We start from the raw sequence: 26,284 nt of genomic DNA, 5'->3' as shown, positions 1-26,284 counted from the left end.
GAATTCTATGTGAGAGCCCTCAAGGGAGGCAAGGCCGCGCGCTGCCGCGAGGCCCCCTCCCCGATCTGCGCCGTTAGTGCAGCCCGCCCACGCCCAGCAACCGTTCCACCACCTCCGGCTGCGCGGAAAGTTCTCCCGGCGTGCCCGACCAGGCGACGCGGCCGCGCTCGAGGATGATGGCGTGGTCGGCGAAGTCGAGTGCGCTCTGGATGCGCTGCTCCACCAGCAGGATGGTCATGTCGCCGCTGGAGGCCAGCTTGGAGAACGCCGCCATCAGTTCCTCGCAGATGACCGGCGCCAGCCCTTCCAGCGGCTCGTCCAGCAGAAGCACCGTCGGCTTGCCGAGAATGGTGCGGGCGGTGGAAAGCATCTGCTGCTCGCCGCCTGAAAGCTGCGAGCCGAGATTTTTCCGGCGCTCCTTCAGCCGCGGGAACATGTCGTAGGCTTCCTCGATCGCCGAGCGGTCGCGGTCCTTGAGGCCCACGAACAGGTTTTCCTCGACGGTGAGCGAGGGGAATATGCAGCGCGCCTGCGGAACGTAGCCGAGACCGGAACGGGCGCGAGAGGCGCTTTCCATGCCGGTCAGTTCGCTGCCGCCCAGGCGGATCGTGCCGCCATAGCGCTTGGTCTGGCCGGCAATGGTCGCAAACAGCGTGGTCTTGCCCATGCCGTTGCGGCCCAGCACGGCAAGGCGCGAGCCGGCGGCAACCGAGAAGCTGATGCCTTCCAGCACGCGCGTCGGGCCGTAGCCGGCGCTGAGATCGGTGACTTCAAGCAGCGCTGCGGTCATTGGCGTAGTTTCCGAGATAGGCTTCGCGCACGCGGGCATCCTTGGTCACATCCTGCGGCGAACCGTCGAAGATGATGGCGCCGGCGGCAAGCACGACGACGCGCTTGGCGAAGCGGAAAACGAGGTCCATGTCGTGCTCGATCATCAGCACGGCGAGGTCGGAAGGCAGGCCGGCAAGGGCCGCCTCGATGCGCGGGGTGTCGCTCTGCGGCACGCCGGCGGCGGGCTCGTCGAGCAGCAGCACCTTGGGCTTGAGCGCCAGCGCCAGCGCGATCTCGAGCAGGCGCTGCTGGCCATAGGCGATCTCGCTTACCCTGCGGGTCGCGATATGGTCGATGCCCAGCGTGTGCAGAAGTTCGTGCACCTCGGCCATCACGTCCGGCATGGCGTGGAAATTGCCGAGCAGCCTGCCCGTGCGGCCCGTGCGCTGCAGTACCGCCAACGCGACATGCTCTTCCGGCGTCATGTCGGCAAACAGCCGCGTCACCTGGAAGGAGCGCACCAGCCCCTGCTGCACGCGCTTGGTGGGGGCCAGCGAAGTCACGTCTGCGCCGCCCAGCGTCACCTTGCCGGAATCCGGCTGCAGGTGCCCCGTCACCAGGTTGACGAAGGTGGTCTTGCCGGCGCCGTTGGGTCCGATCAGCGCCACCCGGTCGCCCGGCGCCATGGAGATCGAGACGTCCTGCGTGACCGCAAGGCCGCCGAAGGATTTTTTCAGGTTCTGGACCTGGAAGACCGCGCTCATGCCTGCCTCCGGTAGCGGTTCAGAAGCTGCGCCGCGGTGCCGTAGAGGCCCTTGGGCGCAAACAGCACCACCGCGATCAGCAGCGCGCCGACGATGGTCAGCCAATGGAAGGGATTGGCGGCCGAGACGAAATCCTCGAACCACATGAAGGTGACGGTGCCGATCAGCGCGCCATAGAGCGAGCCTGTGCCGCCCAGCACCAGCATCACCAGCGAATCCGCCGAGGTGGTGAAGCTCAGGCTGTCGAGGCCCACCACCTGGGTGGAGATGGCGTTGAGCGCGCCGCCGATGCCGGCCACCGCGCCGGAGATGACATACATGCGCATCAGCATGCCGTTCACCGAAGCGCCCATGGCGCTGACGCGGATCGGGTCTTCCTTGATGCCGCGGCACAGCATGCCGAAGGGCGAGCGCACCAGAAGCCGCAGCAGCATGAAGACGATGACCAGCAACGCGATGCCGAAGCCATAGGCGGTGTGACCCCAGAGGTCGAACTCGAAGACGCCGAACACCGGATCGGGCGAGATGCCGGCAAGGCCGTCGCTGCCTCCGGTCCAGTCCGACGCCTTGTTGGCGATCTCGTGGAAGAGATGGACGACGGCAATGGAAAGCACGAGCTGCGCCAGCCCGTGGCCGCGCAGGATCACCGCACCGGAGACCAGACCGGCCACCGCGCCGCCCACCGCGCCAATGGCGACCATGGCGATCGGGTCGGTGATTTCAAAATGCGCCGCGGCAATGCCGGCCGCGTAGGCCCCTGCCCCGAACAGCGCCGCGTGGCCGAGCGTGCCGACGCCGCAATAGCCGGTGACGAGATCGAGCGACAGCACCAGCAGCGCAATGGCCACGATGCGCGTCAGCAGCGCCAGATTGTCGGGGAACAGCAGAAAGCCGATCGCCGCAACGACCAGGATGATGGCAAGGCCCGCGAGATCGCGCAGCAGCCAGTTGGGGGCGGTCGCCGCCCTGCCCGTCGCAGAAGTGGTTTCAATCGCGGCCATTATTTCTTCCTGCCCAGAAGTCCGCGCGGGAAGATGCAGACGATTGCGATCACCGCGAGATAGAAGAAGAACTCGCCATATTCCGGCAACAGGTAGCGGCCGGTCGTGTCGATGGTGCCGAGCAGGACACAGGCCAGCAGCGCGCCGGGAATGGAGCCTGCGCCGCCGACCGAGACCACGACGAGGAACGTCACCATGTAGCGCAGCGCGTAATAGGGTTCGATCGGCAAGAGCTCGGCGCCGACGATGCCGCCAAAGGCGGCGAGCCCGACCGCGACCGCGAAGCTGACGGCATAGACGATCTTGGTGCGCACGCCGAGCGACGCGGCCATTGCCGCATTGTCGACGGATGCGCGCAGCTTCACGCCGAAGGCGGTCTTTTCGATCAGGAACCAGAGCCCGCCGGCCACGACCACGCCGCAGGCGATGGCAAACAGCTTGTGCGCGGCGATGGAGCGGAAGCCGAGATCCACCGGCCCGCGCAGCGTCTCGGGCAGCGGGATCGTCTTCAGCGTCGGGCCGAACACATAATTGGCAAGGCCGATGACGCAGAAGGTGATGCCGATGGTCATCAGCACCTGCGTCAGCTCCGGCGCGCCGTAGATCCGGCGGTAGAGCAGCCGCTCGACGGGGATGGCGATGAGGATGGTGCCCACCACGGCGATCAGGATCGCCACGGCATAGCCCAGGCCCAGAGTGTGGGCGGCGTAGGAGGCGATGTAGCCGCCGATCATGGCAAAGGCGCCATGGGCAAGATTGACCACGCGCATCAGGCCCATGGTCACGGACAGTCCGATCGAGATGACGAACAGCACCATGCCATAGGCAAGGGCGTCGGTCCCAACGCTGAAAACGGTTTGCATGGCTCTATCCGGCAAGCGCCCGGAAGCCGCACGCGGCCACCGGGCGTCGGTTCGTCAAAGGTTCGCTTACTTCGCGGCGGCCAGGCCGGGATCGCCCTGGTTTTCGAAGGTCGCGGTTTCCTTGTTGTAGTAGGTGCCGTCTTCGGCCTTGGCCACTTCGCGCAGGTAGATGTTCTGCGTCATGTGGCGGCTTTCAGGGTCGATCGACACGGGGCCGCGCGGGCTTTCCCATGCCATGCCCTTCACGGCGTCCACGGCCTTCTGGGCGTCCTGCTTGCCGCCGGTCGCCTCGATCATCTTGTAGATGACATGCATGCCGTCATAGGCACCCACCGAGGGGAAGGACAGTTCGGCTGGGTTGCCGATGGCCTTCTCGGCGGCCTCGACGAACTTCTTGTTCTCTGCCGAGTCGTGCGACACGGCATAGTGGAAGGTAGTCAGCAGGCCTTCGGCCGATGCGCCCAGCGCCGGCAGGTCGGATTCCTGCGTGAGGTCGCCCGGCGCCAGGAACTTGATGCCGGAGTTCTTCAGGCCGTTGTCGTTAAAGGCCTTCACGAAGCCCAGCGTGGTTGGGCCCGAGGGCAGGAAGGCAAACAGCGCATCGGCACCGGAATCCTTCACGCGCTGCATGATCGGGCTGAAGTCGTTGGTCGACAGCGGCATGCGGATCGAGTCCACGACCTCGCCGCCCTCGGCGGTGAAGGTGGTCTTGAACGCGGTTTCGGCGTCGACGCCCGGGCCGTAGTCGCTGACAACGGTGATGACCTTGTTGACGCCGCGCTCCTTGGCGATCTTGGCCATCGGGGCGGAAGTCTGCCAGGTGGTGAAGGAGGTGCGCACCACCAGCGGGCTCTTGGTGACGATCGCCGAGGTCGCGGCGTTCATGACCACCAGCGGCACATTGGCCTGCTTCAGCAGCGGGGTGACCGCCATGGCATCCGGCGTGAAATAGAATCCGGCCAGATACTGCACGCGTTCCTTGACCACCAGTTCCTGCGCCAGCGCCTTGGACTGGGCCGGGTCTGCCTGCGGCACATCGCGGTAGACGATCTCGATGTCGTCATCGCCGACCTTGCTGCCATTGAGCGCCATATAGGCGTCGATACCGGCCTTGAAGTTCTTGCCCTGGATGGCAAACGGGCCCGAGAAGGGGCCGATCACGCCGACCTTGATCGTGTCGGCATAGGCCGAGCCGCAGAGCGCCACGGCCGCAACCGCGGCCAGGAGAATCTTCTTCATGTTTCCTCCACGATAACCACCCGGCTACACGTGCCGGGTTGAACCAATTCACCATCTGCCAGTGTCATGCTCAAAACGGTGATGTAAAATGAAAAGAAATGAGCATTACATAATCAGGCGGCTATATGAGCCGCAGCCGACCCGCCCCTAATAGGGCAAGCCGACATAGTTTTCAGCAAGCGAGGCCGAAGCGGCCTGCGAGTGGACCAGATAGTCGAGTTCGGCTTCCTGGATGCGCTGGCCAAAGGCGTCGGTGTCGGGGAAGCGATGCAGCATGGTGGTCATCCACCACGAGAAGCGCACCGCCTTCCACACCCGCGACAGCGCCTTGGCCGAATAGGCCTCCATGCCGGCGGATGACTTGTCGAGGTAGTATTCGCGCAGGCCCGAATACAGGTAGCGCACGTCGCTGGCTGCCAGGTTGAGGCCCTTGGCGCCCGTCGGCGGCACGATGTGGGCGGCGTCGCCCACCAGCGAGAGCCGCCCGAACTGCATCGGCTCGGCCACGAAGGAACGCAGCGGCGCGATCGACTTTTCGAAGGATGGGCCGGTGACGACCTTTTCGGCCGCTTCCTTCGGCAGGCGCAGGCGCAGCTCGTCCCAGAAGCGCTCGTCACTCCAGTCCTCGATCTTGTCGTCGAGCGGGCACTGCACATAGTAGCGGCTGCGGTGCTCGGAACGCATCGAGCACAGCGCGAAGCCACGAGGGTGGTTGGCATAGATCAGCTCGTGGTCCGCCGGCGGCACTTCGGCAAGGATGCCAAGCCAGCCGAACGGATAGGCGCGCTCATAGGTGCGGATCGCATCCTGGGGCACCGACTTTCGGCTCACGCCATGGAAGCCGTCGCAGCCGGCGATGAAGTCGCAATCGATGCGTTGGGTGACGCCGTCCTTTTCATAGGTGACGTAGGGCGCAGTGGTGTCGAAATCGTGCGGCTGCACGTTCTTGGCTTCGTAGACCGTCGTCAGGCCGGCCGCCTCGCGCTTGTCCATCAGGTCGTGCGTCACCTCGGTCTGGCCATAGACCATGACACGCTTGCCGGTGAGGCCGTGAAGATCGATGCGGTGGAGGCGGTTGTCAAAGGCAAGCGAGATGCCTTCATGCGGCAGGCCCTCGGCATGCATGCGGGCCCCTGCCCCGGCCTCGTCGAGCAGATCGACCATGCCTTGCTCCAGAACGCCGGCGCGCACGCGGCCCAGCACGTAGTCGCGGTCGACGCGCTCGAGAATGATGTTGTCGATGCCGTTGTTGGCCAGAAGCTGCCCGAGCAACAGGCCAGAGGGACCCGATCCGATGATGACAACCTGCGTGCGCATAGTTTTCCTTTTTTGTTCGCTGCGTCCGGCTGGTCGAGGGGCAATACCCCCACCCCCAACCCCTCCCCACAAGGGGGAGGGGCAACGGCTGACCCGCCGCCCGTTACCAATCTTCAATCTTCACCGCTTTCTGGCGGCAACGGCGACAACTTCGTTCCCCTCCCCCTTGTGGGGAGGGGTTGGGGGTGGGGGTACAGGGAGCGAACCTATCGCCCCATCACAGCCTAGGTCCCCACCGCCTCGATCTGCCCGGCTAAAGTCCGCGCCTGCCGCAGCGAGGCCGCCGTGGCTGCCACCATCTGCGGCAGCACGAGCCACTCCAGCGTCCAGGCGGCGCCTGAGCGCTCCTGTTCGTGAACTAGCGCGTGGTGCATCGCCGAAAGCTGCGTGGCGTTGAACCGCGCGAGTGCGACCAGCACTTCCGCGGCCACCGGATTCTGCTTGTGCGGCATGGCCGAGGAGCCGCCGCCACCCTTCAGCTCGATCTCGCCGCCGCCCTGCGCCATCAGCGCCACGTCCTGCCCGAATTTTCCCAGGCTACCCGTGACGAGCGATAAGAGGCTCGCAAACTCGGCCAGCCTGTCGCGCTGGCTGTGCCACTGCGGCGCGTCGCCGAGCCCCAGCTTCGCTGCCAGTGCCGCACGCACTGCAGGCGCCTTGTCGCCCAGCTTTTCCAGCGTGCCCGCCGCCCCGCCGAATTGCACGACCAGCAGTTCGCCGCGCTGCTCATCCAGCCGCTTGCGATGCCGGGCCAGCGGTTCGCGCCAGGCGCGCACCCGGTCGCCGACCGTGATCGGGATCGCGGCCTGCATGCGCGTCTTGCCCATCAGGAGCCGGCTGCCGAAGCTCGCCTCGATGGCGGCAAGCCTTTCGATCACTTCGCCCAGCGTCGTGTCGAGATGCGCGATCGCCGGCTTCAGCCGCAAGATCAGGCCGCTATCGATCACGTCCTGGCTGGTCGCGCCGAAATGCACGGCTTTGTCATGCGGTGCGCCCACCGCGGCGCGGATCTGGCGCACCAGTTCCGGCACCACCACGCCGTCCTGCCCTACCCCTGCCCGCAGCCCGGCCATGTCCGGCTTGAACATTTCCAGCGCGGCAACGATCGCCGCGGCTGCATCGTCCTCTATCACCCCCTCCCCCGCTTCCGCCTCGGCCAATGCCCGCTCGAAAGCGAGCATGGCTTCGATCTCGGCTGCCGCCGAAAAATGGCGTGCAGTCTCGTCGTCGCCGAGAAGGCCGGACAGGATGGGATGATCGAAGGGCGAGAAGGACATGGCGGCTCAGATGTCGAAGAAGACCGTTTCCTTCTCCCCCTGGAGATGGATGTCGAACACATATGAGCCGTCGGCAGCGCGCTCAGCGATCAGCGTCGGCACGCGCAGCCGGTGCTCGATGCGGGCGAGCAGCGGGTCCTCGGCATTCGCCTGTTCCTCTTCCGGAAAATACATGCGGGTGTGCAGGCCGATATTGATGCCGCGCGCCACGATCCAGAACGTGATGTGCGGGGCCTGCCTGCGGCCATCCTTGAACGGCACGCGGCCGGGCTTGATGGTCTCGAAGACGCACTCGCCCGTGTCCATGTCGGTGGCCTTGCGGCCCCAGCCGGAAAAATTCGGGTCGGCCGCGCCGCGCATCTCGGACGGCGAATTGTAAAGCCCGTCGGCATCCGCCTGCCAGATCTCGATCAGCGCATCTTTCAGCGGGGTGCCGGTGCCGTCGAACACGCGGGCGCGGATGGAGATGCGCTCGCCCTTGGTCCTGTCGTTGACCATGGTGGAGCCGAGGTCTTCCTTGAAGACGCCGGTGATGCCGCAATAATTCGGCGTCAGGCCGATATGGACATAGGGTCCCGCGGTCTGCGAAGCGCTTTCCTTGAGACGGTCGAGAGACTGCGCCATCAGTTGCCCTCCAGGCGATTTTCGAACAGCGACGAGCGGCGCCCGCGCAAAACGATGTCGAACTTGTAGGCGCGCGCGTCCATGGGGATCGTCGCCTCGCGATCAAGGGCGGCCGTCAGCCCGTTGATGGCGGCCGGGTCGTTGATCGTCTTGACGATCGGGCACTGCCAGATCATCGGGTCGCCCTCGAAATACATCTGGGTGATCAGCCGCTGCGCGAAGCCGTGGCCGAAGATCGAGAAGTGGATGTGCGCCGGGCGCCAGTCATTGACCCCGTTCGGCCACGGATAGGGCCCGGGCTGGATGGTGCGGAAGGCGTAAGCGCCGTCCTCGTCGGTGATAGTGCGGCCGCAGCCGCCGAAATTCGGGTCGAGGGCGGCAATGTAGCCCTCTTTCTTGTGGCGATAGCGGCCGCCGGCATTGGCCTGCCAGAATTCCAGCAGCGCGCCGGGCACGCCCTTGCCGCGCTCGTCGAGCACGCGGCCATAGACGATGATGCGCGGGCCGATGGCGCTTTCGCCGGGCTTGGCGAAGTTGTGGATCAGGTCGTTGTCCAGCTCGCCCAGCATGTTGTGGCCGAAAACCGGGCCGGTGATCTCCGACAGCGTGTTGTCGAGCGACAGCAGTGCCTTCTGCGGCGAGCGCAGCACCGAGGTCTTGTAGGTCGGCGTGTATGCCGGCGGATGCCACAGACGGTCGCGCTGGAAGAAGGCGCCCGTCTCGGGCTTGCGGTTCGACAGGGGATCAGCGCTCATCGTGTTTCTCGCTTCCTGCATCCATTTCGGCAAAGACCTGCTTGGCAATCTTGATCGCCTGGTTGGCCGCCGGCACGCCGGCATAGATGGCCACATGCAGGAACGCTTCGCAAATGTCCTCGCGCGTGGCACCCGTGTTGGCGGTAGCGCGCACATGCATGGCCACCTCCTCGTCGTGGCCGAGAGCGGCCAGCAGCGCCAGCGTCACCATCGAGCGCTCGCGCTTGGTCCAGCCGGGACGCGACCACACCGTGCCCCAGGCGCTCTCGGTAATGAGCTCCTGGAACGGCCGGTCGAATTCGCTCGATGCTTTCTCCGCCCGGTCGACATGGGCGTCACCCAGCACCGAGCGCCTGACGGCAAGCCCTTCTCGGTACCTGCTCGATGGTTGAGCCAATTCACCCATTGTGTTTCTCTCCGGAAGAAATGTCAGCAAGGAAAGTGCGGATCAGCGCCAGCAGCGCTTCGGGCTGTTCGACGCATGGAATGTGCCCGCAATCGGCGATGATCTCGAAGCGGGAACCTGCGATCAGATCGGCGGTGCCGCGAACGACGTCGGGCGGCGTCGAGCCGTCCTGGTCGCCCACCACGCACAGCGTGGGCACGGAAATGCGCCTGGCCGCTTCGGTGTAGTCGGCATCGCGAAGTGCCGCACAGGTGCCGGCATAGCCGGCGGCGGGCTGGCGCACCAGCATGTTGCGATAGCCGGCAAGCTCGACCTTGCGATTGGCGCGGAACGCGGGGGTGAACCAGCGCTCAAGCACCGGATCGGCCAGCGGGTCGATGCCCTCAGCCTCGATGGTGGCGATGCGTGCGTTCCACATCTCGGCATTGCCGATCTTGTGGGCGGTGTCGCACAGGATGAGCGCGCGAACGAGATCGGGGCGCCGCGCATGGAGGCCCTGCGCGATCAGCCCGCCGACCGACAGGCCGCAAATGATGGCGCTCTTTACATTGAGATGATCGAGCAGACCTTCGAGATCGCCGACATGGTCCTCCATCGCATAAGGGGCCGTGCCGACATCGGAAAGGCCGTGACCGCGCTTGTCGTAGATCACGATGGGAAAATCGCCGGCGAGATGGACGATCACGTCGCGCCAGATGCGAAAGTCTGTGCCGAGGGAATTGATGAAGACTAGAACCGGCTTGTCCGCGGGGCCGCCGATGAGCTGGTAGTGAAGCGTGACGCCGCCGATGTCTATGAATTGCACTGCATTTTCTCCTCAATGCGAGAGTGGATTAGATATTTGGTTCGGTAAAATGATATTTTGTGGCGTTCTCTTAACCGATAGGTTATGGAAAGACATGATTGAAAGTCGTGTCCGTTTCCGCCATCTCCAGACCTTTCTTGAAGTTGCCCGCCAGAAAAGCGTGGTCAAGGCCGCCGGCATCCTGAATGTCAGCCAGCCGGCGGTAACCAAGACCATACGCGAGCTGGAAGAAGCGCTGGGCGTCGCCGTCCTGGAGCGCGACGGGCGCGGCATCCGCATCACGCGCTCGGGTGAGATCTTCGTGCAGCACGCCGGCATGGCCATCACGGCGCTGCGGCAGGGCATCGATTCGGTCGCCAATGCCCGCGCCGAAGGCGGCCCGCCGATCCGCATCGGCACTCTGCCCACCGTTTCCGCCCATATCATGCCGCGCGCGATGAGCCTGTTCCTGAAGGAAGACACTGGCGCCACCATCAAGATCGTCACCGGCGAGAATGCGGTTCTTCTCGAGCAGCTGCGGCTCGGCGAACTCGACCTCGTTGTCGGCCGCCTCGCCGCGCCCGAGAAGATGACCGGCTTCTTCTTCGAGCACCTTTATTCCGAACAGGTGCTGTTCGTGGTGCGGGCCGGGCATCCGCTGCTCAAGGGCGGCCAGGACGTGTTCGAGCGGCTGGGCGACTATCCGGTGCTGATGCCCACGCGCGGCTCCATCATCCGCCCCTTCGTGGAACGCCTCTTCATCACCAACGGGGTGGCGGCGATCCCGACCGAGATCGAGACGGTGTCCGATTCCTTCGGCCGCGCTTTCCTGCGCCAGAGCGATGCGGTGTGGATCATTTCGGCCGGCGTGGTGGCGGACGATCTCAAGGCCGGCACGCTTGCCGCGCTGCCGGTCGACACCGGCGAGACGCGCGGCCCGGTGGGGCTGACCATGCGCACCGACACGCCCCCCTCCCCTGCCTTCTCCATCCTGCTCAAGACCATTCGCGAGGCAGCCGCCAGCCACGCCTGAGCGGAAGCCGTGGATGGCGGTTGACAGCTGTCAACGCGGCGCCACCCTCCTCGCCGGAAAAACGCCAACTGCGGAAGAAAGCCTGCCGACCGCGGCTGCGAATTCGGGTAACAATCGGGACGCGCGCACACCGGTTCGGGAGAGCGTGCTCGGAGGCTTTGGGACATGCAAGACATTCTCCAGGGATTGCTATGGGTGGTGCTGGGTAGCGCGCTTGGCGGCCCGGCGCGGTTCCTCGTCTCCGGTCTGGTGGGACGGCGGGTGGGCGAGACCTTTCCCTGGGGCACGATGACGGTCAACGTCAGCGGCGCCGTCGCGATAGGCCTGGTCGCTGCCGCTTCCGATGCGGGCGCCCTCCCCCTGCCCGACGCCTGGCAGTTTGCGGTCGTCGGCTTCCTCGGCAGCTACACCACCGTGTCCTCCTTCAGCCTGCAGACGCTTGCGCTCGTCCGCGACGGCCAGGTGCTGCGGGCCGGCGGCAATGTGCTGCTTTCGGTTGCACTGTGCCTGTCCGGTGTGGCGCTCGGCTATGCCGGGGGCGCGGCAATGCTCGGGGCGAACGCGTGATGAACCGGCCGGACAAGGTTCCCGCCGACGACCTCGCGCTCCCGCCTGCGCGCACGACCGGAAAAATAGTGCGCACCCGCTTCGCGGGCGAAACGATCTCTCTCTATCTCGCCGTTTGCGCCGGGGCCGTCATCGGCAGCGTCCTGCGGGCACTCGCCTCTCTGGCGGCGCTGGCCTGGCTGGGGGCTGCGTTCCCGTGGGGCACGCTCTTCGTCAACCTCGCCGGCTCCTTCGTCATCGGCTTCTACGCCACGCTGACCGGCCCCGGCGGGCGGCTGTTTTCCGGCACGCACCAGCGCCAGTTCGTGATGGCAGGCATCTGCGGCGGGTTCACCACATTCTCCGCCTTCAGCCTGGAAACGCTTCGCCTGGCGCAGAACGGCGCCTGGCCGGCCGCCGGGCTGAACGTGGTGGTTTCGGTCGCGGCATGGCTCGTGGCGGTATGGCTCGGCCACGCGCTCGCCGCGCGTCTCAATCGTCTGGGAGGATCCTGAACATGCAGACACCGGGACAGGCGCAGCTTCTGCGCATATTCATCGGGGAAGACGACCGCGACGAGGAGGGCCGCCCGCTCTACGAGGCAATCGTGCTCAAGGCGCGCCAGATGCATCTTGCCGGCGCCACGGTGCTGCGCGGCGGGCTCGGCTATGGGCATTCCAGCCGGCTGCACACCACCAAGATCCTGCGCCTGTCGGAGGATCTGCCGCTGGTGGTCGAGATCGTCGACAGCGAGGACAAGATCAGCGGCTTCCTGCCCGTGCTGGACACGATGATGACCAGCGGGCTGGTGACGCTGGAAAAGGTGCAGGTGCTGCACTACGGAGCGCCGCCCGGCGCCTGAAGACTGCGAGCGCTGTTCAGCCGATCGGGAGCACGGTGTTGACAGTTGTCTCCCGCCTGCCTTCCGCCACGACCTTTCGCAGCGCGTCGAGGGCTGCGCCAACATCGGTTCGGGCTTCGCCATCCTCCGGATAGACGGCATAGGCCGGATAGGTGAATTCGGGCGCGCCCGCGACATATTCCAGTTCGCCGGCCTGAACCAGAGGAGCAACCACACCTTTGCGGAAATAGCCCATGCCGCCCGCGCGCAATATGTAGCTCAAGCCGAGCGGCCCCAGGCCCACCAGCAGGCCGGGCTCGCCGAAGGTGGCGGAATTGGCGTCGTGCTGGGCGGCGAACAGCGGCCCCCAGTCGACATAGACATATTCGTCTTCCCCCTGCCCCGCCGCGCCCGGCTTCGTGCCGCGCACCAGCACGAGCTGTTCCTCAAGCAGAAGAGTTACCTTGAAGCCTTGCATCAGCTTGGGCGCGTAGAGAACCGCAATGTCCAGAACGCCGGTTCTGAGCTGGTCCAGCAGCTGGTCCGGAACGCCGACATGGGCATGGATGGCGATTTTGGGCTCGGCCGATTTCATCCAGACCAACCAGTCGAGCAGCAGCGGGTTCCACAGGCTCAATTCGCCGCCGAGCGCGACCACGCTGGTCCTGCCCTGCGGAACGGCCAGTTGCTGGCGCGCCCGCTCCCAGATCTGCACGAAGGATTGCGCATAGCGCTCGAACTCGCGGCCGGCCGGGGTCAGGCGGGCGCCATTGCGGTTGCGCACGAACAATTGCCGCCCCAATTCGTCTTCGAGCGTTCGTATGCGGGCGCTCACGGTCGTTTGCGTGACGTTGAGCCGTTCGGCCGCCTTCAGGAAGCTGCCGGAATGCACTATTTCGAGAAATGTGCGGGCACGGTCGATGTCCATCAAGACCTCGCAGGCTGACCCGGCTAAGAGTGCAAAATTATTGCATCGACACAACAGTTAATTCCGCTTGCCTTCTTTTCCTTGCGGGCGCACCTTTTCGGGGGTGCGGGAGTGCGGAGATCCGATGTCGTGCGTGAGAAGCGCCGCCACGCCAGTGCACCTTGCTTCGTCCGGGCAGCGCAAGCCCCTGCCCCGGCATCCCTGGCCGCCGCTCCCTGCAAACAGCCCCGACAAATCCACGATCAAATCCGCGGCGCCGCAATTACGGAAGCGCCATCGGCCGCACAATCGCGGCGAACCAAACGATCTTCGCAACCATGGAGGAGCCTGGCCAGGCGCTATTCCCGCGCAGCGGCGGCCTGCTAGCCGCCAGCCGTTGCCGACATAAGGGCCTGCCCAGCCACAAGGAGGGTAGCGCAATGTCTGATGCAGCCCGTATGCCTCGGTCGGCCGCAGGTCCGGACGAGCACATCCCTCGTCCGCTTATCCGTTGGCTGTTTTCAACCAACCACAAGGACATCGGGACGCTCTATCTGATCTTCGCGCTGATCGCGGGCATTTTCGGCACTGCCCTTTCGCTTGCCATCCGGATGGAGTTGCAGGACCCGGGGCTGCAGTTCTTTTCAGATCCCACGACCTTCAACGTGGTCGTGAGTTCCCACGGCATCGTCATGATCTTCTTCGTCCTCATGCCGGCGTTGATCGGCGGCTTCGGCAACTGGATGCTGCCGCTGATGATCGGCGCGCCCGACATGGCGTTTCCGCGCATGAACAATTTGTCGTTCTGGCTGCTGGCCGCATCGTTTCTGCTGTTCATCATCTCGTTGTTCCTGCCCGGGCCGCCGGGGTCGCACGGGCACGGCGGCGGGTGGACGATGTATCCGCCCTATTCGGTGATCGGGCAGCCCGGGCCGGCCGTCGACGCGGTCATCCTGTCGCTGCACATTGCGGGTGCGTCTTCCATACTCGGGGCGATCAATTTCATCACCACCGTGCTCAACATGCGGGCGCCGGGCATGACCATGCACAAGATGCCGCTGTTTGCCTGGTCCATGCTGGTGACCGCGTTTCTGCTGCTGCTGGCCCTGCCGGTGCTGGCCGGGGCGATCACCATGGTGCTCACCGACCGCAATTTCAGCACCACGTTCTTCGCGCCGGAAGGCGGGGGAGATCCGATCCTGTTCCAGCACCTGTTCTGGTTCTTCGGCCACCCGGAAGTCTACATCATGATTCTGCCGGCCTTCGGCATCGTCAGCCATGTGATCTCCACTTTCTCCAGGAAGCCCATCTTCGGCTATCTGGGCATGGCCTACGCCATGGTGGCCATCGGCGTGATCGGCTTCGTGGTCTGGGCGCATCACATGTTCATCGTTGGGCTGTCGGTGGAAACCCAGCGCTATTTCGCCTTCGCCTCGATGGTGATTGCCGTGCCGACCGGCATCAAGGTGTTTTCGTGGATCGCCACCATGTGGGGCGGCACCATCCAGTTCAGGACGCCGATGCTGTGGGCGATGGGTTTCGTCCTGCTCTTCACCATCGGCGGCGTCACCGGCGTGGTGGTGGCCAATCCGGGGCTCGACCGCATGCTGCACGACACCTACTACGTGGTTGCCCACTTCCACTATGTGCTGTCGCTGGGTGCTGCCTTCGGCATCTTCGCCGGCTTCTACTACTGGTTCCCGAAGATGACGGGCTACATGTACAATGAGAGGCTTGGCGATCTGCATTTCTGGATCACCTTCATAGGCGTCAACCTGGTCTTCTTTCCGCATCATTTCCTCGGGCTCGCAGGCATGCCGCGCCGGGTGGCCGACTATCCCGACGCCTTTCACGGCTGGAACCTGGTCTCTTCGGTGGGCTCCTACATTTCAGCCGTGGGGCTGCTGGTGTTCCTGGTCGTGGTTGCGGATGCCTTCGCCAAGAAGCGCGTAGCCGGTGCCAACCCGTGGGGGCCGGGAGCCACGACGCTCGAGTGGACGCTGTCGTCGCCGCCGCCGTTCCACCAGTTCAACAAGCTGCCGATCATTCGCTGACGGCACGCGAGGAACGCTTGAAGCGAGCTGGCGCGACGTGCGAACATGCCCTCCGTTGACAGCTGTCAACGCAGGTCGCGCGCGCTAGCGAACGGCTGTGAGCGACAAAAACCCGCTCCCGTCGGCGCTGCCAGAATGGTTAATTTCCGTTAACTATAAAGTGCTTGACGCGACTCGCCCCTCCCTGCACCCTTGTTACGGAATTGGGACGTAATTCGACGATTCAGGCGTAACACGACTTTCGGGTCGTTACTGCGGGAAATTCACGTAAAAAATCCGCTCGGCGTAGGCGAGATTCGACCTGCCGGCCCGAATCGGCGCATGATCTGCACTGTTCTCGCCTTTCGGCGCGGATCGGGGGGATTGAGCGCTGCGTTCCTGACGATGACGGCCGGATAAGCAGGGTTTGAAATGGTTGCCGACGCAATAATGAGAGAACAGGACTGGGGACATGTCGACGGCGCTGCGGTGCCGACCGACCGCGCCATCGCGGCCGACGCGGACATGCTGTCGGCCCAGCTTCAGGCGATGCGCAGCCGGCTGTTCCAGCCCGACACGCGCAAGGTGCTGCGCAAGTTCACCAGCGGCGAGGCGGCCAAGCTGATCGGCGTTTCCGACGGCTATCTGCGCCAGCTCTCGATTGCGGGGGAGGGGCCCCAGCCGGAGGTCGGCGTTGGCGGGCGCCGGCTTTATACGCTGGCCGACATCAATGCGCTGCGCCGGCACCTGGCGGACCAGGGGGGCGCCAAGGCGCGCAGCTATCTGCCTTACCGCAGCGAAATGCTCGGCGAGCACCTGCAGGTGATCGCGGTGACCAACTTCAAGGGCGGCTCGGGCAAGACCACCACCAGCGCGCATCTTGCCCAGCACCTGGCGCTGTCGGGCTTCCGCGTTCTGGCCGTCGACCTCGACCCGCAGGCTTCGATGTCCGCGCTGTTCGGCTATCAGCCGGAACTCGATCTCAACGGCAACGACACGCTCTACGGCGCGATCCGCTATGACGACAGCCGGCGGCCGCTGCGCGACATCATCCGCCAGACCTATTTCGACGGGCTCGACCTGGTGCCCGGCAATCTCGAGCTGCAGGAGTTCGAGCACACCACGCCGCACATGCTGTCGGCGCGCCAGAACGGCGCCGACGACGGCCAGCCGCTGTTTTTCGCCCGCGTGCAGGCGGCCTTCGCCACGGTGGCGGAAGACTATGACGTCGTCATCATCGACTGCCCGCCGCAGCTCGGCTTCCTGACCCTGTCGGCGCTGTGCGCCTCCACCTCGGTGCTGGTGACGGTGCATCCGCAGATGCTCGACGTCGCCTCCATGAGCCAGTTCCTGTTCATGACCGCCGATCTTCTGGCGGTGGTGCGCGAGGCCGGCGGCGAGCTCAATTTCGACTTCATGCGTTATCTGATCACCCGTTACGAGCCCAATGACGGGCCGCAGGCGCAGATCGCCGGTTTCCTGCGCTCACTGTTCGGCGCGCGGGTGCTGACCGCGCCGCTGGTGAAGTCGACCGCATTTTCCGACGCTGGGCTGACCAAGCAGACGCTCTACGAGGTGTCGCGCGAAAGCTTTACACGCACGACCTATGACCGTGCGATGGAATCGTTGACAGCTGTCAACTCCGAGATCGAGGGCCTTATCCTCAAAGCCTGGAACAGAGGTTGAGGAGGCGGGCATGTCGGGACTGAACCGTAAGGACCAGCTGAAAGCGCTCTTCGGAATGGAGCAGCCGGCCGCGCCGGCTCCGCGCCCGGAGCAGAAGCCTGCTGCGGTTGCACCCTCACAGCCGGGAACGCCGGAGAAGCCGCGCACCGCTTCCGGCGCGGTGAAGGCGATGGGGCTTTCGCTTGGCGGCCTGTCGCGCGAGCTTGAGGATGCGCGCCGGCTGAAGGAGAGCCTCGAGGCTGGCGAGCGGATCGTCGAGATCGATCCGGCCCTGGTCGAGGCGTCGTTCGTCGGCGACCGGCTGAGTTTCGAGGAGACCCACGACCCGGAGTTCGAAGCCCTGGTCGAAAGCATCAAGACAAGCGGCCAGCAGGTGCCGGTGCTGGTGCGCCCGCATCCGGAAAAGCCGGGCCGCTTCCAGGCCGCCTACGGCCATCGCCGCCTGCGTGCGGTGCTCCGGCTCGGCAAGCCGGTGCGCAGCATCGTGCGCAATCTCAGCGACGCCGAGCTGGTGCTGGCGCAGGGCAAGGAGAACTCCGAGCGCCGCAACCTCTCCTTCATCGAACGGGCGCTTTTTGCGCATGCGCTGATCAAGCACGGCTTCGAGCGCGGCGTGGTGCAGGAGGCGCTGTCGCTGCACAAGGCCGACATGACCCGCTTCCTGCAGGTGGCCGAGGCCTTGCCCTTCCAGATCGCGCAGGCGATCGGCCCCGCGCCGAAGGCTGGCCGGGCGCGCTGGATGGAACTGGCCGAGCTTCTGAAAAGCGACGCCGCCCAGGTTAAGGCGGCCGACGAGGTGACGCGCGAGCGTTTTCGCGCCGCCGACAGCGACGCCCGTTTCACGCTGCTGTTCAACCGCCTCGCGCGCAAGCCCAAGGCCGAACCGGCGACCGAGATCCGCGACGGGCAGGGGCGCGTCTTCGCCCGGCTCGCCAATTTGACGAAAACGCCGCGGCTGGAACTGACGGCCGCGCCGGACGGCTTTGCCGAGTTTCTCGGCGAGGAACTGCCGGCGCTGCTGCAGCGGTTCGAGGAGAAGCGGCGCGAATGAGTTTATCCCCGCCCGGCGAATCACCGCGATAATGGGTCGGTGGTTCGCCTGACGGACGGTGTCAGTGCGTAGCCAGAGTAACGGAAAGAGCTGGAAAGAAAGGAAACCGGCAAGAAAAAGGCCCCCGAAACGTCACCATTCCGGAAGCCCTCATCAATGTAGCAATTGTGAGAGAATCACTTCCGACCTGTCTTGTCAAGGGTTGGGCACGTTCCGGCACGGCTTTGCTTGCCTCGAATCGAGGTTGAAGTGATGATTGAGCGTTTTGCAACGACGCCGTTTGGCGGTCGGTCGCTTTCGCACGCCATGTTCGCAGCGCAGGAGAAAGTGGCGCGTGCGCGCCAGAAACTGCTGGCCGAAGCGGATGAGGGCGAGGCGACGGCGACGGCCGACAAATGGCAGCTTCTGCGGTCTCTGACCGAAGCGAGGGTGGTCTACGGGCTGTCCGACCGCACAATTGCCGTGCTGGAGGCGCTGTTGAGCTTCCACCAGGCGGCCGAGATGGATGGGCGCGCGCCGCTGATCGTGTTTCCTTCCAATGCCGAGCTGTCGATGCGCACGCGCGGTATGGCGCCGGCAACCTTGCGGCGGCATCTGGCGGCGCTGGTCGACGCTCAGATGATCATCCGCCGCGACAGCCCCAACGGCAAGCGCTATGCCCGCCGCGGCGAGGGCGGCGAGATCGAAAGCGCCTTCGGCTTCGACCTGGCACCGTTTGCCCTGCGCGCGGCCGAGATCGAGGCGCACGCTGCTGCGGCACGGGCGCAGGCGCGGGCGCTGCAGGCGCTGCGCAGCGAGATCACCATCCACCTGCGCGACGTTTCCAAGACCATCGACGCCGGCCTCAGCGAGGAGAGGGCGGGGGACTGGGACAGCTTCGCCGATCGTCTCGCGGAACTGTCCGGGCGCGTGGCCCGCAATGCCGCGCCGGAGGACCTTTCGAAGCGCCGGGATGCGCTGTCGCGGCTGCGGGCAGAGGTCGAACTGGCCTACCTCGACAGTCTTACAAACGAAGAAATGAGCGCCAATGACTCCATTTCCGAGCGCCATATTCAGAATTCAAATACAGACCTCCAATTTGAATCTAGCTCCGAAAAAGAGCTGAACGAAAATCGGCGCGGCAAGACCGTGATGGTTGGCGAAGGCGGGCCGGCCCATCAGGCCGACAGGATTGCCGGGATAAGGCGGCGGCTGAAGGCGGCGCGCGACACCCGGGACGACGACACGCCCCCGCCGCCCGAACTTGAGACGAAGTCAGTACCGGCGCCGCTGGAAACGGTGCTGGCGGCCTGCCCGCAAATTGCGCTCTATGCCCGCAAGGGCATCGGCGACTGGCGCGACCTGGTGCAGACGGCGGGGCTGGTGCGTTCGATGCTTGGCGTGTCGCCGGATGCCTGGACGCGCGCCCGCCGCGCCATGGGCGATCTGAACGCGGCAGTGACGGTTGCGGCCATCCTCGAACGCTCATCCGAAATCCGGTCGCCGGGCGGCTATCTGCGCGCGCTGACCGAGCGTGCCGAAAGCGGCCGCTATTCGGTCGGGCCGGTGCTGAATGCGCTGTCTGCCGCGGGCCGCGGGCAAGCGGCGAGGGCAGGGGAGGGGGCTGGTTGATGAAGTGCTGCGAGGTAGGGCGGCCTGGACATCGAGTAACCCCCCGAGGGTTGGCGCGGTCATCAGGATTGGCGGAAGCGCTCCAGCGACAGGCCATTGGTTTCGACGAAGGCGTTGGAGCTTTGCAGAGCCTCCCTGTTTTCGGCGCGCCAGCGCTCAGCCTTGGCGTTCGCCACTGCCTTGGCAATGCCCTCTTCGGCCGCGCGCGAAATGTTGATGTCGAGCGTCTTGGCTTCGTGCAACAGAGAAGCGTCGATGGACAGGTTGGCGGCACGCTTGGTCGGCACAGCGGTCTCCTTTGTCCGGTATGTTATGCTCATGTCCCTGTGCATCCAAAACGACGCGGTGCTTTTGGTGCTTGCACAGCATCAGACGGGCGCGGTGGGATGTTCCCGGACTTGATTGCGGCAAGCCGCCGTCATAGCTTATGCACAGGGAATGCGGCATCTGATATGACAGGGTGATGAAAATGGGCCACGCGATGAAGGTATCCACCCGGGCTGAACCCCTGGTCTGGTCCTACATGGACCGCAACGGCAAGATCGCGGTCGGCCAGGTTGCCGACGGTTTTGGCATGTCCAAGGGCCAGCTTGCCGAAACGGCCGGTCTGGCACGCGAAACGGTCTATCGCGCCGAACGCAGCCGCTCCGCCAGGACGCAGGGCCGCCTGCGCGAACTGCTCGAGATCATCAGCCGCGTAACCGAGTGGGCCGGCGGCAAGGAACAGGCAATGGCCTGGTACCGCGCGCAACCTCTGCCGGCGTTTGGTGGGCGCACGGCGGAATCGCTGGTTAAGGAAGGCAAGGCGGCCGCCGTTCGCGACTATCTCGACCACATGGCCCTCGGCGGCTTTGCGTGAGGTTCGTCGGCACCTGCTACAGGGCACATGATCCGCGTTGGGCATTCAGGCCGACCTCCGGCGATGGGGCTGCCATCCGCGGCGCCCGCTTCAACCCCAAGGGGGTGCCAGCGCTCTATCTGGGGCTTTCGGTGATGACGGCGGTGAAGGAAGCCAATCAGGGCTTCGCGCACCGCATCGATCCTTGCGTGCTGTGCTCCTATGAGATCGACTGCGAAGACATCGCGGATCTGACGACGGAGCAGGGCAGGGGAGAGTTTTCGATCGCGCAGGAGGACATGGCCTGCGCCTGGGCGATGGCGCTCAGCGAGGGAAGCCGCCCGGCGTCGTGGGCGATCCACGACCGTCTGCGGGCCGAAGGGATTGCCGGCATCCTGGTTCCGAGTTTCGCACCGGGGGCCGAGCCGGACGATCGAAACCTGGTGCTGTGGGACTGGGGGCCGGACCTGCCGCATAAGGTGAGCGTGTTCGACCCCAGCGGCCGGTTGCCGAAAGACCAGCTTTCCTGGCAGTCGTGATTTCGTCCGGCAAGCGGACCAGCGGCTTGCCGCCTACAGCCCGCTGGCCTTGGTGAGATTGACCCGGAAGCGGTCGCGGCGGCGCTGGTATTTGCGGGTCATTTCGGCGCTGGCGTGGCCGAGCTGCTTTTGCACGTAACGCTCGTCGACCTCGGCCGATGAAGCCAGGCCGGCGCGCAGCGAATGGCCGGCAAACTTCTGCGCCCGCTCGCCCTCGGTCAGGTCGCCACGCACGCCGGCGGCCAGCGCGGTCTTCTTGATCAGCCGCGCCACCTCCTGGTCGTTGAGGCGGTGCGCGCCGACCGTCCTGCCCCGGCCGGTGACGCGGCGAAACAGCGGCCCGTGCGCGATGCGGGCGAACTTCAGCCAGGTTTCGAGAGCGGCGACCGGGCAGGTGGCATCGGCAGAGCCACGGCCGATCTCGACCTCGCGCCAGCCGGTCTTGCCGCGCAGCGTGATGAGCAGGCCCTTGCCGGGAAAGACCTCGATCCAGCCGCGGCCGTCCTCGGTCTGGTCGCGGCCGACGTCGAGCCCGACGATTTCGGAGCGGCGCAAGGCGCCGGCAAAGCCGAGCAGCAGCATGGCGCGGTCGCGCAGGCCGCGCAAGGTCGCCCGGGGCAGCGTCTCCAGCATGGCGATCAGGTCCTCGGGCAGGATCGCTTCCTTCTGGCGTGGCGGCGCGGCGTGGGTGTTGCGGATGCCGGCGAGCACGGTGGCGATGTGCCGGTCCCGGCGGTCGAGCGGCTGGCCGCGCTGGGCGTAGTTCCAGCAGAGCGAAGACAGGCGCCGCTCGATGGTGGCCACCGCGTTCGCTTTCTTGTCTGCGGTTGCCGTGCCCGAAGCGCAGGCGGTGACATAGAGGCCGACGACCTGAGGGTCCGGCGGCAGCACGGCAAGACCTTGCCTGCGGCACCAGCTCGAAAAATGCTTCCAGTCGGACGCATAGGCGCGACGTGTGTTGGCCGAGCTTGCGGCCTCGACATAAGTGCGCGCGCGGGCAGCGAGATCCTCGAGATGGCCGGGCAGGCGGGCCGGTTCCCCGGCGACCGGCAGGGCAGGGGAGGGGATATTCTCCAGTTCAGCTGACGGCTGCCCCATTTCCATCACGACGCCGATGAGGTCGGAAAGGTCGTCTTCCGCGTTGCTCGGAGCGGGGATATCAGACTCTTCAATGCGCATTGGCAGGCACCGCCGCGGGGATGTCGGTCTGGGCGAAATCGTTGCCCTTGAACAGCAGGGGTTCATCGGTCAGCTTGGCAAGCGCGTAGGAGAAGCAGTCGCCATAGTTCAGGCCCGCCGGATGACGGCCCTTGCCATAGCGGCGCCAGGCGCGACGCGCCTGATCGGCGTGCTCGACCTCGACCGCGACAATGTCGACGTTCGCCCTTGCCAGCCACAGATCGAGTTCGACCCCACCGGGTTCGCCAAAGCGCGTCTCCAGTACCATGGCTGCCTCCAGCACGGTCGCGGCCGAGATCAGACGCACCGGATCGTCGGCGATCAGGCGTTCGAAGGTCGGCGCTTCGGGCTCGTTTTGGGCAATCGCGACGATCGCGGATGTGTCGATGACCATCAGCCTGGCAACCCGTTGTCGTCATAGCCAAGTATGTCGTCGGCGCTGCGCGTGTCGAGGACAGGCATGCTGCCCCAGCGCCGGCGGCTGGCGGCCAGATCTTCGAGCAGCGCGGCCTTGCGCGCGTCGGAGCCGAGCCGACGCAGCCGTTCCTCGAGCGCGCGGCGGGTGGCGACGGTGATCGTCTCACCGGTCCGTTCCGCAAGGCTGCGGGCGAGGCGTTCGGTCTCGGGGTCCTTGATGCTTAGTGCCATCGGGGAAGTTCCATTCTACCTAAATGTCTACATTCTACCTACATAGCACGCCGGACGTCGAATTGCACGCCAGTCGGGGCGTTCTCTGTGACCGAGCGGAGCGTCGCGGTATGGGGTTTTCGGGCGTTCGCTCGACGACAATGCGTGAATTAACATAACGAAGGATAATGCAACATTATCGGTCATCAGGAGGCAAAGACAAGCTGTGCGTTTTGGAGCGGACAGGCTGGCGAAAACCGCACGGCGCGGCTAGGCTGGCCGGCATGGATTCGGCTCGCCTCACGCCCGCTTCGACCGCCGCACCGGCCGCCCCTCTTCCCAACTGGGCGCTGGCGCGCGGCCGCGCGGCCGGCGAGGCCGACGCCGCCTTCGCTGCCGGCATCGCCCTGAAATCGCTCGATGATCTCGTCCGCGCCGAACCCGTCTGGGCCGGCTGCTGGCGCGCCCGCCAGGCGCTGCAATGCGCCACAAGCGCCGTCCGGCTGCTCGGCCGGGGCGAGGACGAGGCGGGCTTGCGCGATGCCGTGGCCCTGACTGCGGCCGGCGACGATCCGGGTCCGGCCGGAAGGGTGTTTTGGGCCTTCAAAAGCCTGTCGACGCGAAAGCCCGGCGTTTCGTCGCAAGGCGTCGCCGAGCTGGCCGATCTGTTGGGCCTCGCCTGGGACGAGCGGCTGGCCGCCGCGGTCGACCACGCCGACGCCGCGCTGCAGGCGGGCCGCGCGGTCCCCTTCGCCGCCGCCGACCTGGTGGCGGCGGTCTGCGGCGCGCGGCCGGACGCGGAGGTTCTGGCCTGGGCGCTGGCGGATTGTCTGATCGCTGCGCAGCTGAACTGGGGGCGTCCCGTGCCGCTGTTGCTGGCCGAACGCTATGGCGCGGCCTTCCGCACGCCCGGGGGCCGGGGGCGTGTCCGCCCGGGCGAGCCCGGCTTTGGCCGCGCCGTCTGCCTGGCGCTGGTCGAGGGTGCAGGCGCGGCGCTGCGGTCCGCCAGCGACATCGCCCGGCGTGCGGAAAAACTTCTCGCGGTGGCGCCGAAGCTGCGCACCAGGGGGGCGGCCGCCGTCATCGCAAAACTGCTCGACGAGGATGCCGTGCCGGCCGCCGCGCCGGGGCTGAACCTGTCGCGCTGGGCCGCGACGCGGCTGTTCGAGCGGCTGGAAGGGTTCGGCGCGGTGCGGGAGCTTTCGGGCCGCGCGTCGTTCCGGATTTACGGGTTGTGACGATGGCCGGACCCAACTCAGCCCAGGCGGTACGCAGCGACCAGGCAAAGTCCGAAGACGGCGTATTGTTCGACCGCGAGCTGGAGGACCTGCCGCCGGAGCTGCGCTGGCGCGAATGGATGCTGCGCGCCGAGGCGGTGATTTTCGCCGCCGCCGAGCCGGTCAGCCGCGAGACACTGGTCCGCGTGGTCGGCAGCCACTGCAGCATCGACCTTTTGATCGAGGATCTCCGGGAAGAGCTGCGCGACCGGCCCTATGAGCTGGTTTCGGTCGCCGGCGGCTGGCAGCATCGCACCCGCCCCCGCTTTTGCGACGCGATCCGCGTCGCGTCCGCGCCCACCCGCTCGGCCGCCGCCGCGCTGTCGGAGTTCGAGGCGATGGTGCTGATGGCCATTGCCTGCTTCCAGCCGGTCACCCGCGGCGAGCTGTCGACGATCTTCGGCAGGGAGGTCTCCCGCGACACCATCGGCGCGCTGCGCAGCGCCGGCTTCATCGCCTCAGGGCCAAGAAGCCCGACGCCGGGCGCGCCCTACACCTATGTCACGACGAAGCAGTTCCTCTCGGCGTTCGGCCTGGAGACGCTGCGTGACCTGCCGGATGTCGAGGCGCTGGAGGATGCGGGGTTGCTGAGCCAGAAGGAAAGAGCGCCTCAACCGTTTGCGGGTACGGTGGAGCTATTGGAGGACACCGCATAGCCTCGTTAAGGAGGCTCGCGCGCGCTCTTGACGCACCGCTCTCTAGCCGCCGCCACCTCTCCGCCAAGGCGGCGGCCCGTTCCTGCTGGTCGCCCGGGAGAGAATCGCCGTGGTCCGGCGCCCAACGTCGCAAACTTGGATGCGCGTTGAGGAACGGCAGGTTGCGGTTGTGTTCTGTGCCGTGAGCATCGCGAACTGCTCGGCGATGGACGGATCAGGATTATAGGCGACCCAGCCGCATCCAGCAATGCTCGATTTGGCGCGTGCCGCAATCAAGATGATCTCCGCGTCTCGCTGGCCAAACGCTTATTGACCAGGCGGGCGAGAGTTTTTTGGCGATACGAGGCAGCCATCAAGGCTGAGCCTTGCAAGGCATGAACCGCAAACCACCTCATCCTTTCACCCTGTCCCGCATGTCGCGCAGCACGTTGACCACCTGCGCCTGGATGGAGACATCAAGCGTCGAGACAAGTTCGTTGCAGACGAGTAGTTTCGGGCGGGAGGCCAGTGCCCGGGCGCTGGCGGCGCGCCGGCGCTGGCCGCCGGAGAGCTCGTGCGGATAGCGGCCGGCCTGATCGGGGCGCAAACCGACGTCGCTCATCAATGCCTCGACGGGGGCAGCGCGTTCGGCCCTGGGCAGGAGATCGTGGATCTCCCGCGGTTCGGCGATCTGGGTGGCGATAGTCAACCGGCGGTCGAGGGCTGCCCCTCGAAGGTGACCTTACCGGACCGTGCCGGATCGATAGTCTATGTCGGGAATATTACCTGCTGTGACATTTGGGCTGGGAGAGCGCTGGTGAACGGATCGTTTAGCAGTCGTGGTGCAGGCGATCTGCAATGAGGCGGGGCTACGGCGACGTGGCAGCCTGTCACGAATTCCAATGGAACAGCCGGGGGGCCGCACATTGGCGGTGCCGAGCCTTCCTAGAATCATGAAGGTCGGGTCGATATTGCGGCAATGTCGCAAGCCCGACTATTGCTACCATGACCTAGAAAATCGAGTCTCTTACGTCCTGCGTTAGTATCTTACTAGCTAGTGGCGATACAGCGCCCGTGGCGGCACCTTCCGTCGGTTCGACCTGGGCCTTGGTGTCCACGCGGACATGCCCGGAGCGAGGCGCTCCACGAGATCCTGGTCGGGATCGCTATGGGACAAATCACCTGACAGGAGCCGTTGCTACCTGACAGGTTCAGTCAATTGCCTGCACTAGAGCCCTTCAGGTTTTGACGGAAACGTATCCGGCGTTTTCGAAGTAGTTGCTGCATTCGGCCGGTTCGATCGAGGATACGAGGTGGCCGACGTGCCGCCATGTCTCCTCGATGGTTCTCTTCTAGGCATGGCGCATCCAGTGCTTGATCTTGGCGAAGGCCTGCTCGATCGGATTGAGATCGGGTGAGTATGGCGGGAGGAACCAGAGCCTCGCGCCGGCCTCTCGGATCACTTGTCGAATGGGCGCCGACTTGTGTGAGCCGATGACGTTGCCCCCAGGTTTTATCCAGTTTTGAGTTCGTTCCGGCGTTGGCTTTGCCCTGTCGGGCGCGTGTGGAAGGTCAGTGCGAACTCGTCGGGCGTCTGCCAGCCGAGCTTCGAGTGCGGGCGCGCACCGTTGTAGTCCGTGCGCCAGATGCTCAGCGCCGTGCGGGCCTGCGCCAGCGAGG

At 65.6% G+C, this 26,284-nt stretch carries 29 protein-coding genes and 2 pseudogenes; 12 read left to right on the top strand and 19 right to left on the bottom strand.

Going from position 1 to position 26,284, the window contains the following annotated elements:
• Nucleotides 1-73: 73 nt before the first annotated feature.
• The 11 genes from ABLE86_RS22195 to pcaD all read right to left on the bottom strand — a co-directional run bounded on the left by ABLE86_RS22195 (nucleotide 74) and on the right by pcaD (nucleotide 9,822).
• Nucleotides 74-790: an ABC transporter ATP-binding protein gene (locus tag ABLE86_RS22195; protein WP_348781167.1), complete on the bottom strand. Its 717-nt coding sequence runs from the start codon at nucleotides 788-790 to the stop codon at nucleotides 74-76.
• Complete coding sequence (locus ABLE86_RS22190; RefSeq protein WP_348781166.1) at nucleotides 771-1,535, bottom strand: ABC transporter ATP-binding protein; 765 nt, start codon at nucleotides 1,533-1,535, stop codon at nucleotides 771-773. The genes ABLE86_RS22195 and ABLE86_RS22190 overlap by 20 nt, the downstream gene beginning before the upstream one ends.
• The gene (locus tag ABLE86_RS22185; RefSeq protein WP_348781165.1) at nucleotides 1,532-2,536 is read right to left on the bottom strand and encodes a branched-chain amino acid ABC transporter permease; all 1,005 of its coding nucleotides are present in this window, start codon (nucleotides 2,534-2,536) and stop codon (nucleotides 1,532-1,534) included. Before ABLE86_RS22185 ends, ABLE86_RS22190 begins: the two co-directional genes overlap by 4 nt.
• On the bottom strand, nucleotides 2,536-3,399 hold the full coding sequence (locus tag ABLE86_RS22180; RefSeq protein WP_348781164.1) for a branched-chain amino acid ABC transporter permease: 864 nt from the start codon (nucleotides 3,397-3,399) through the stop codon (nucleotides 2,536-2,538). The genes ABLE86_RS22185 and ABLE86_RS22180 overlap by 1 nt, the downstream gene beginning before the upstream one ends.
• Nucleotides 3,400-3,465: 66 nt before the next feature.
• Nucleotides 3,466-4,638, bottom strand: a complete 1,173-nt coding sequence (locus ABLE86_RS22175; protein ID WP_348781163.1) for an ABC transporter substrate-binding protein — start codon at nucleotides 4,636-4,638, stop codon at nucleotides 3,466-3,468.
• Nucleotides 4,639-4,785: 147 nt separating this feature from the next.
• Nucleotides 4,786-5,955 (bottom strand): 4-hydroxybenzoate 3-monooxygenase, encoded by a 1,170-nt coding sequence (gene pobA, locus ABLE86_RS22170; RefSeq protein WP_348781162.1) that lies wholly within the window; start codon nucleotides 5,953-5,955, stop codon nucleotides 4,786-4,788.
• A 224-nt stretch (nucleotides 5,956-6,179) separates the two neighbouring features.
• The gene (locus tag ABLE86_RS22165) at nucleotides 6,180-7,232 is read right to left on the bottom strand and encodes a 3-carboxy-cis,cis-muconate cycloisomerase (RefSeq protein WP_348781161.1); all 1,053 of its coding nucleotides are present in this window, start codon (nucleotides 7,230-7,232) and stop codon (nucleotides 6,180-6,182) included.
• Between the two features lie 6 nt (nucleotides 7,233-7,238).
• Nucleotides 7,239-7,856, bottom strand: coding sequence for a protocatechuate 3,4-dioxygenase subunit alpha (pcaG, locus tag ABLE86_RS22160; RefSeq protein WP_348781160.1), 618 nt, complete (start codon nucleotides 7,854-7,856; stop codon nucleotides 7,239-7,241).
• Nucleotides 7,856-8,611, bottom strand: coding sequence for a protocatechuate 3,4-dioxygenase subunit beta (pcaH, locus tag ABLE86_RS22155; protein ID WP_348781159.1), 756 nt, complete (start codon nucleotides 8,609-8,611; stop codon nucleotides 7,856-7,858). Before pcaH ends, pcaG begins: the two co-directional genes overlap by 1 nt.
• Nucleotides 8,601-9,017, bottom strand: a complete 417-nt coding sequence (pcaC, locus tag ABLE86_RS22150; RefSeq protein ID WP_348781158.1) for a 4-carboxymuconolactone decarboxylase — start codon at nucleotides 9,015-9,017, stop codon at nucleotides 8,601-8,603. The genes pcaH and pcaC overlap by 11 nt, the downstream gene beginning before the upstream one ends.
• Nucleotides 9,010-9,822, bottom strand: a complete 813-nt coding sequence (gene pcaD / locus ABLE86_RS22145; RefSeq protein WP_348781157.1) for a 3-oxoadipate enol-lactonase — start codon at nucleotides 9,820-9,822, stop codon at nucleotides 9,010-9,012. Before pcaD ends, pcaC begins: the two co-directional genes overlap by 8 nt.
• 94 nt (nucleotides 9,823-9,916) lie before the next feature.
• Here pcaD and pcaQ point away from each other — a divergent pair, with 94 nt between their 5' ends.
• The 4 genes from pcaQ to ABLE86_RS22125 all read left to right on the top strand — a co-directional run bounded on the left by pcaQ (nucleotide 9,917) and on the right by ABLE86_RS22125 (nucleotide 12,242).
• Entirely contained in the window at nucleotides 9,917-10,834 is a 918-nt protein-coding gene (gene pcaQ, locus ABLE86_RS22140) for a pca operon transcription factor PcaQ (RefSeq protein WP_348781156.1), read from the top strand.
• A 165-nt stretch (nucleotides 10,835-10,999) separates the two neighbouring features.
• Nucleotides 11,000-11,401: a fluoride efflux transporter CrcB gene (crcB, locus tag ABLE86_RS22135; protein ID WP_348781155.1), complete on the top strand. Its 402-nt coding sequence runs from the start codon at nucleotides 11,000-11,002 to the stop codon at nucleotides 11,399-11,401.
• Complete coding sequence (gene crcB / locus ABLE86_RS22130; protein ID WP_348781154.1) at nucleotides 11,401-11,895, top strand: fluoride efflux transporter CrcB; 495 nt, start codon at nucleotides 11,401-11,403, stop codon at nucleotides 11,893-11,895. The genes crcB (ABLE86_RS22135) and crcB (ABLE86_RS22130) overlap by 1 nt, the downstream gene beginning before the upstream one ends.
• A 2-nt stretch (nucleotides 11,896-11,897) precedes the next feature.
• A complete protein-coding gene (locus ABLE86_RS22125; RefSeq protein WP_348781153.1) occupies nucleotides 11,898-12,242 on the top strand; it encodes a DUF190 domain-containing protein in 345 nt (114 codons plus the stop codon).
• Nucleotides 12,243-12,258: 16 nt separating this feature from the next.
• Here ABLE86_RS22125 and ABLE86_RS22120 read toward each other — a convergent pair whose 3' ends face one another.
• Nucleotides 12,259-13,149 carry a LysR family transcriptional regulator gene (locus tag ABLE86_RS22120; protein ID WP_348781152.1) on the bottom strand — a complete coding sequence of 297 codons (891 nt, stop codon included), beginning with the start codon at nucleotides 13,147-13,149 and terminating at the stop codon, nucleotides 12,259-12,261.
• 437 nt (nucleotides 13,150-13,586) lie between these two features.
• Between ABLE86_RS22120 and ctaD the strand changes: the two genes are divergently transcribed.
• From ctaD to repC, 4 genes are all read left to right on the top strand, one after another.
• Nucleotides 13,587-15,182, top strand: a complete 1,596-nt coding sequence (gene ctaD / locus ABLE86_RS22115) for a cytochrome c oxidase subunit I (RefSeq protein ID WP_348781181.1) — start codon at nucleotides 13,587-13,589, stop codon at nucleotides 15,180-15,182.
• Nucleotides 15,183-15,611: 429 nt separating this feature from the next.
• Complete coding sequence (gene repA, locus ABLE86_RS22110; RefSeq protein WP_348781151.1) at nucleotides 15,612-16,847, top strand: plasmid partitioning protein RepA; 1,236 nt, start codon at nucleotides 15,612-15,614, stop codon at nucleotides 16,845-16,847.
• Nucleotides 16,848-16,857: 10 nt separating this feature from the next.
• A complete protein-coding gene (gene repB / locus ABLE86_RS22105) occupies nucleotides 16,858-17,898 on the top strand; it encodes a plasmid partitioning protein RepB (RefSeq protein WP_348781150.1) in 1,041 nt (346 codons plus the stop codon).
• 252 nt (nucleotides 17,899-18,150) lie between these two features.
• A complete protein-coding gene (gene repC / locus ABLE86_RS22100) occupies nucleotides 18,151-19,509 on the top strand; it encodes a plasmid replication protein RepC (RefSeq protein WP_348781149.1) in 1,359 nt (452 codons plus the stop codon).
• A 62-nt stretch (nucleotides 19,510-19,571) separates the two neighbouring features.
• Here repC and ABLE86_RS22095 read toward each other — a convergent pair whose 3' ends face one another.
• Nucleotides 19,572-19,829, bottom strand: a complete 258-nt coding sequence (locus tag ABLE86_RS22095) for a type II toxin-antitoxin system CcdA family antitoxin (RefSeq protein WP_348781148.1) — start codon at nucleotides 19,827-19,829, stop codon at nucleotides 19,572-19,574.
• 149 nt (nucleotides 19,830-19,978) lie between these two features.
• Between ABLE86_RS22095 and ABLE86_RS22090 the strand changes: the two genes are divergently transcribed.
• Entirely contained in the window at nucleotides 19,979-20,368 is a 390-nt protein-coding gene (locus tag ABLE86_RS22090) for an MbcA/ParS/Xre antitoxin family protein (RefSeq protein WP_348781180.1), read from the top strand.
• Nucleotides 20,365-20,886: an RES family NAD+ phosphorylase gene (locus ABLE86_RS22085; protein ID WP_348781147.1), complete on the top strand. Its 522-nt coding sequence runs from the start codon at nucleotides 20,365-20,367 to the stop codon at nucleotides 20,884-20,886. Before ABLE86_RS22090 ends, ABLE86_RS22085 begins: the two co-directional genes overlap by 4 nt.
• 33 nt (nucleotides 20,887-20,919) lie before the next feature.
• On the opposite strand, the gene ABLE86_RS22080 is transcribed toward ABLE86_RS22085, so the two are convergent.
• Genes ABLE86_RS22080 through ABLE86_RS22070 form a run of 3 tightly spaced genes read right to left on the bottom strand, consistent with a single transcriptional unit; the run spans nucleotide 20,920 to nucleotide 22,713 of the window.
• A complete protein-coding gene (locus ABLE86_RS22080; protein WP_348781146.1) occupies nucleotides 20,920-22,065 on the bottom strand; it encodes a site-specific integrase in 1,146 nt (381 codons plus the stop codon).
• Nucleotides 22,055-22,459 (bottom strand): type II toxin-antitoxin system VapC family toxin, encoded by a 405-nt coding sequence (locus tag ABLE86_RS22075; protein WP_348781145.1) that lies wholly within the window; start codon nucleotides 22,457-22,459, stop codon nucleotides 22,055-22,057. Before ABLE86_RS22075 ends, ABLE86_RS22080 begins: the two co-directional genes overlap by 11 nt.
• Nucleotides 22,459-22,713, bottom strand: a complete 255-nt coding sequence (locus ABLE86_RS22070; protein ID WP_348781144.1) for a type II toxin-antitoxin system VapB family antitoxin — start codon at nucleotides 22,711-22,713, stop codon at nucleotides 22,459-22,461. Before ABLE86_RS22070 ends, ABLE86_RS22075 begins: the two co-directional genes overlap by 1 nt.
• A gap of 263 nt (nucleotides 22,714-22,976) precedes the next feature.
• Between ABLE86_RS22070 and ABLE86_RS22065 the strand changes: the two genes are divergently transcribed.
• Both ABLE86_RS22065 and ABLE86_RS22060 read left to right on the top strand, forming a co-directional pair.
• Nucleotides 22,977-23,930 (top strand): DUF1403 family protein, encoded by a 954-nt coding sequence (locus ABLE86_RS22065; RefSeq protein WP_348781143.1) that lies wholly within the window; start codon nucleotides 22,977-22,979, stop codon nucleotides 23,928-23,930.
• Between the two features lie 2 nt (nucleotides 23,931-23,932).
• A complete protein-coding gene (locus ABLE86_RS22060) occupies nucleotides 23,933-24,625 on the top strand; it encodes an SMC-Scp complex subunit ScpB (RefSeq protein WP_348781142.1) in 693 nt (230 codons plus the stop codon).
• 403 nt (nucleotides 24,626-25,028) lie between these two features.
• Here ABLE86_RS22060 and ABLE86_RS22055 read toward each other — a convergent pair.
• The 3 genes and pseudogenes from ABLE86_RS22055 to ABLE86_RS22045 all read right to left on the bottom strand — a co-directional run.
• Nucleotides 25,029-25,331 (bottom strand): annotated as a pseudogene (locus tag ABLE86_RS22055) (ATP-binding cassette domain-containing protein); the annotation flags it as partial.
• A gap of 511 nt (nucleotides 25,332-25,842) precedes the next feature.
• A pseudogene (locus ABLE86_RS22050) lies at nucleotides 25,843-26,121 on the bottom strand (transposase); the annotation flags it as partial.
• Nucleotides 26,118-26,284 (bottom strand): integrase core domain-containing protein (locus tag ABLE86_RS22045; protein ID WP_348781179.1); only part of this gene is annotated, 167 nt, incomplete at its 5' end. The pseudogene ABLE86_RS22050 and the gene ABLE86_RS22045, both read right to left, overlap by 4 nt.

Origin of the sequence: Mesorhizobium sp. KR2-14, from assembly GCF_040049255.1 — a bacterium.
Taxonomy (GTDB): domain Bacteria; phylum Pseudomonadota; class Alphaproteobacteria; order Rhizobiales; family Rhizobiaceae; genus Pseudaminobacter.
Note: the sequence above shows the minus strand (reverse complement) of the source record. Positions and strands in the feature narration are given on the sequence as shown.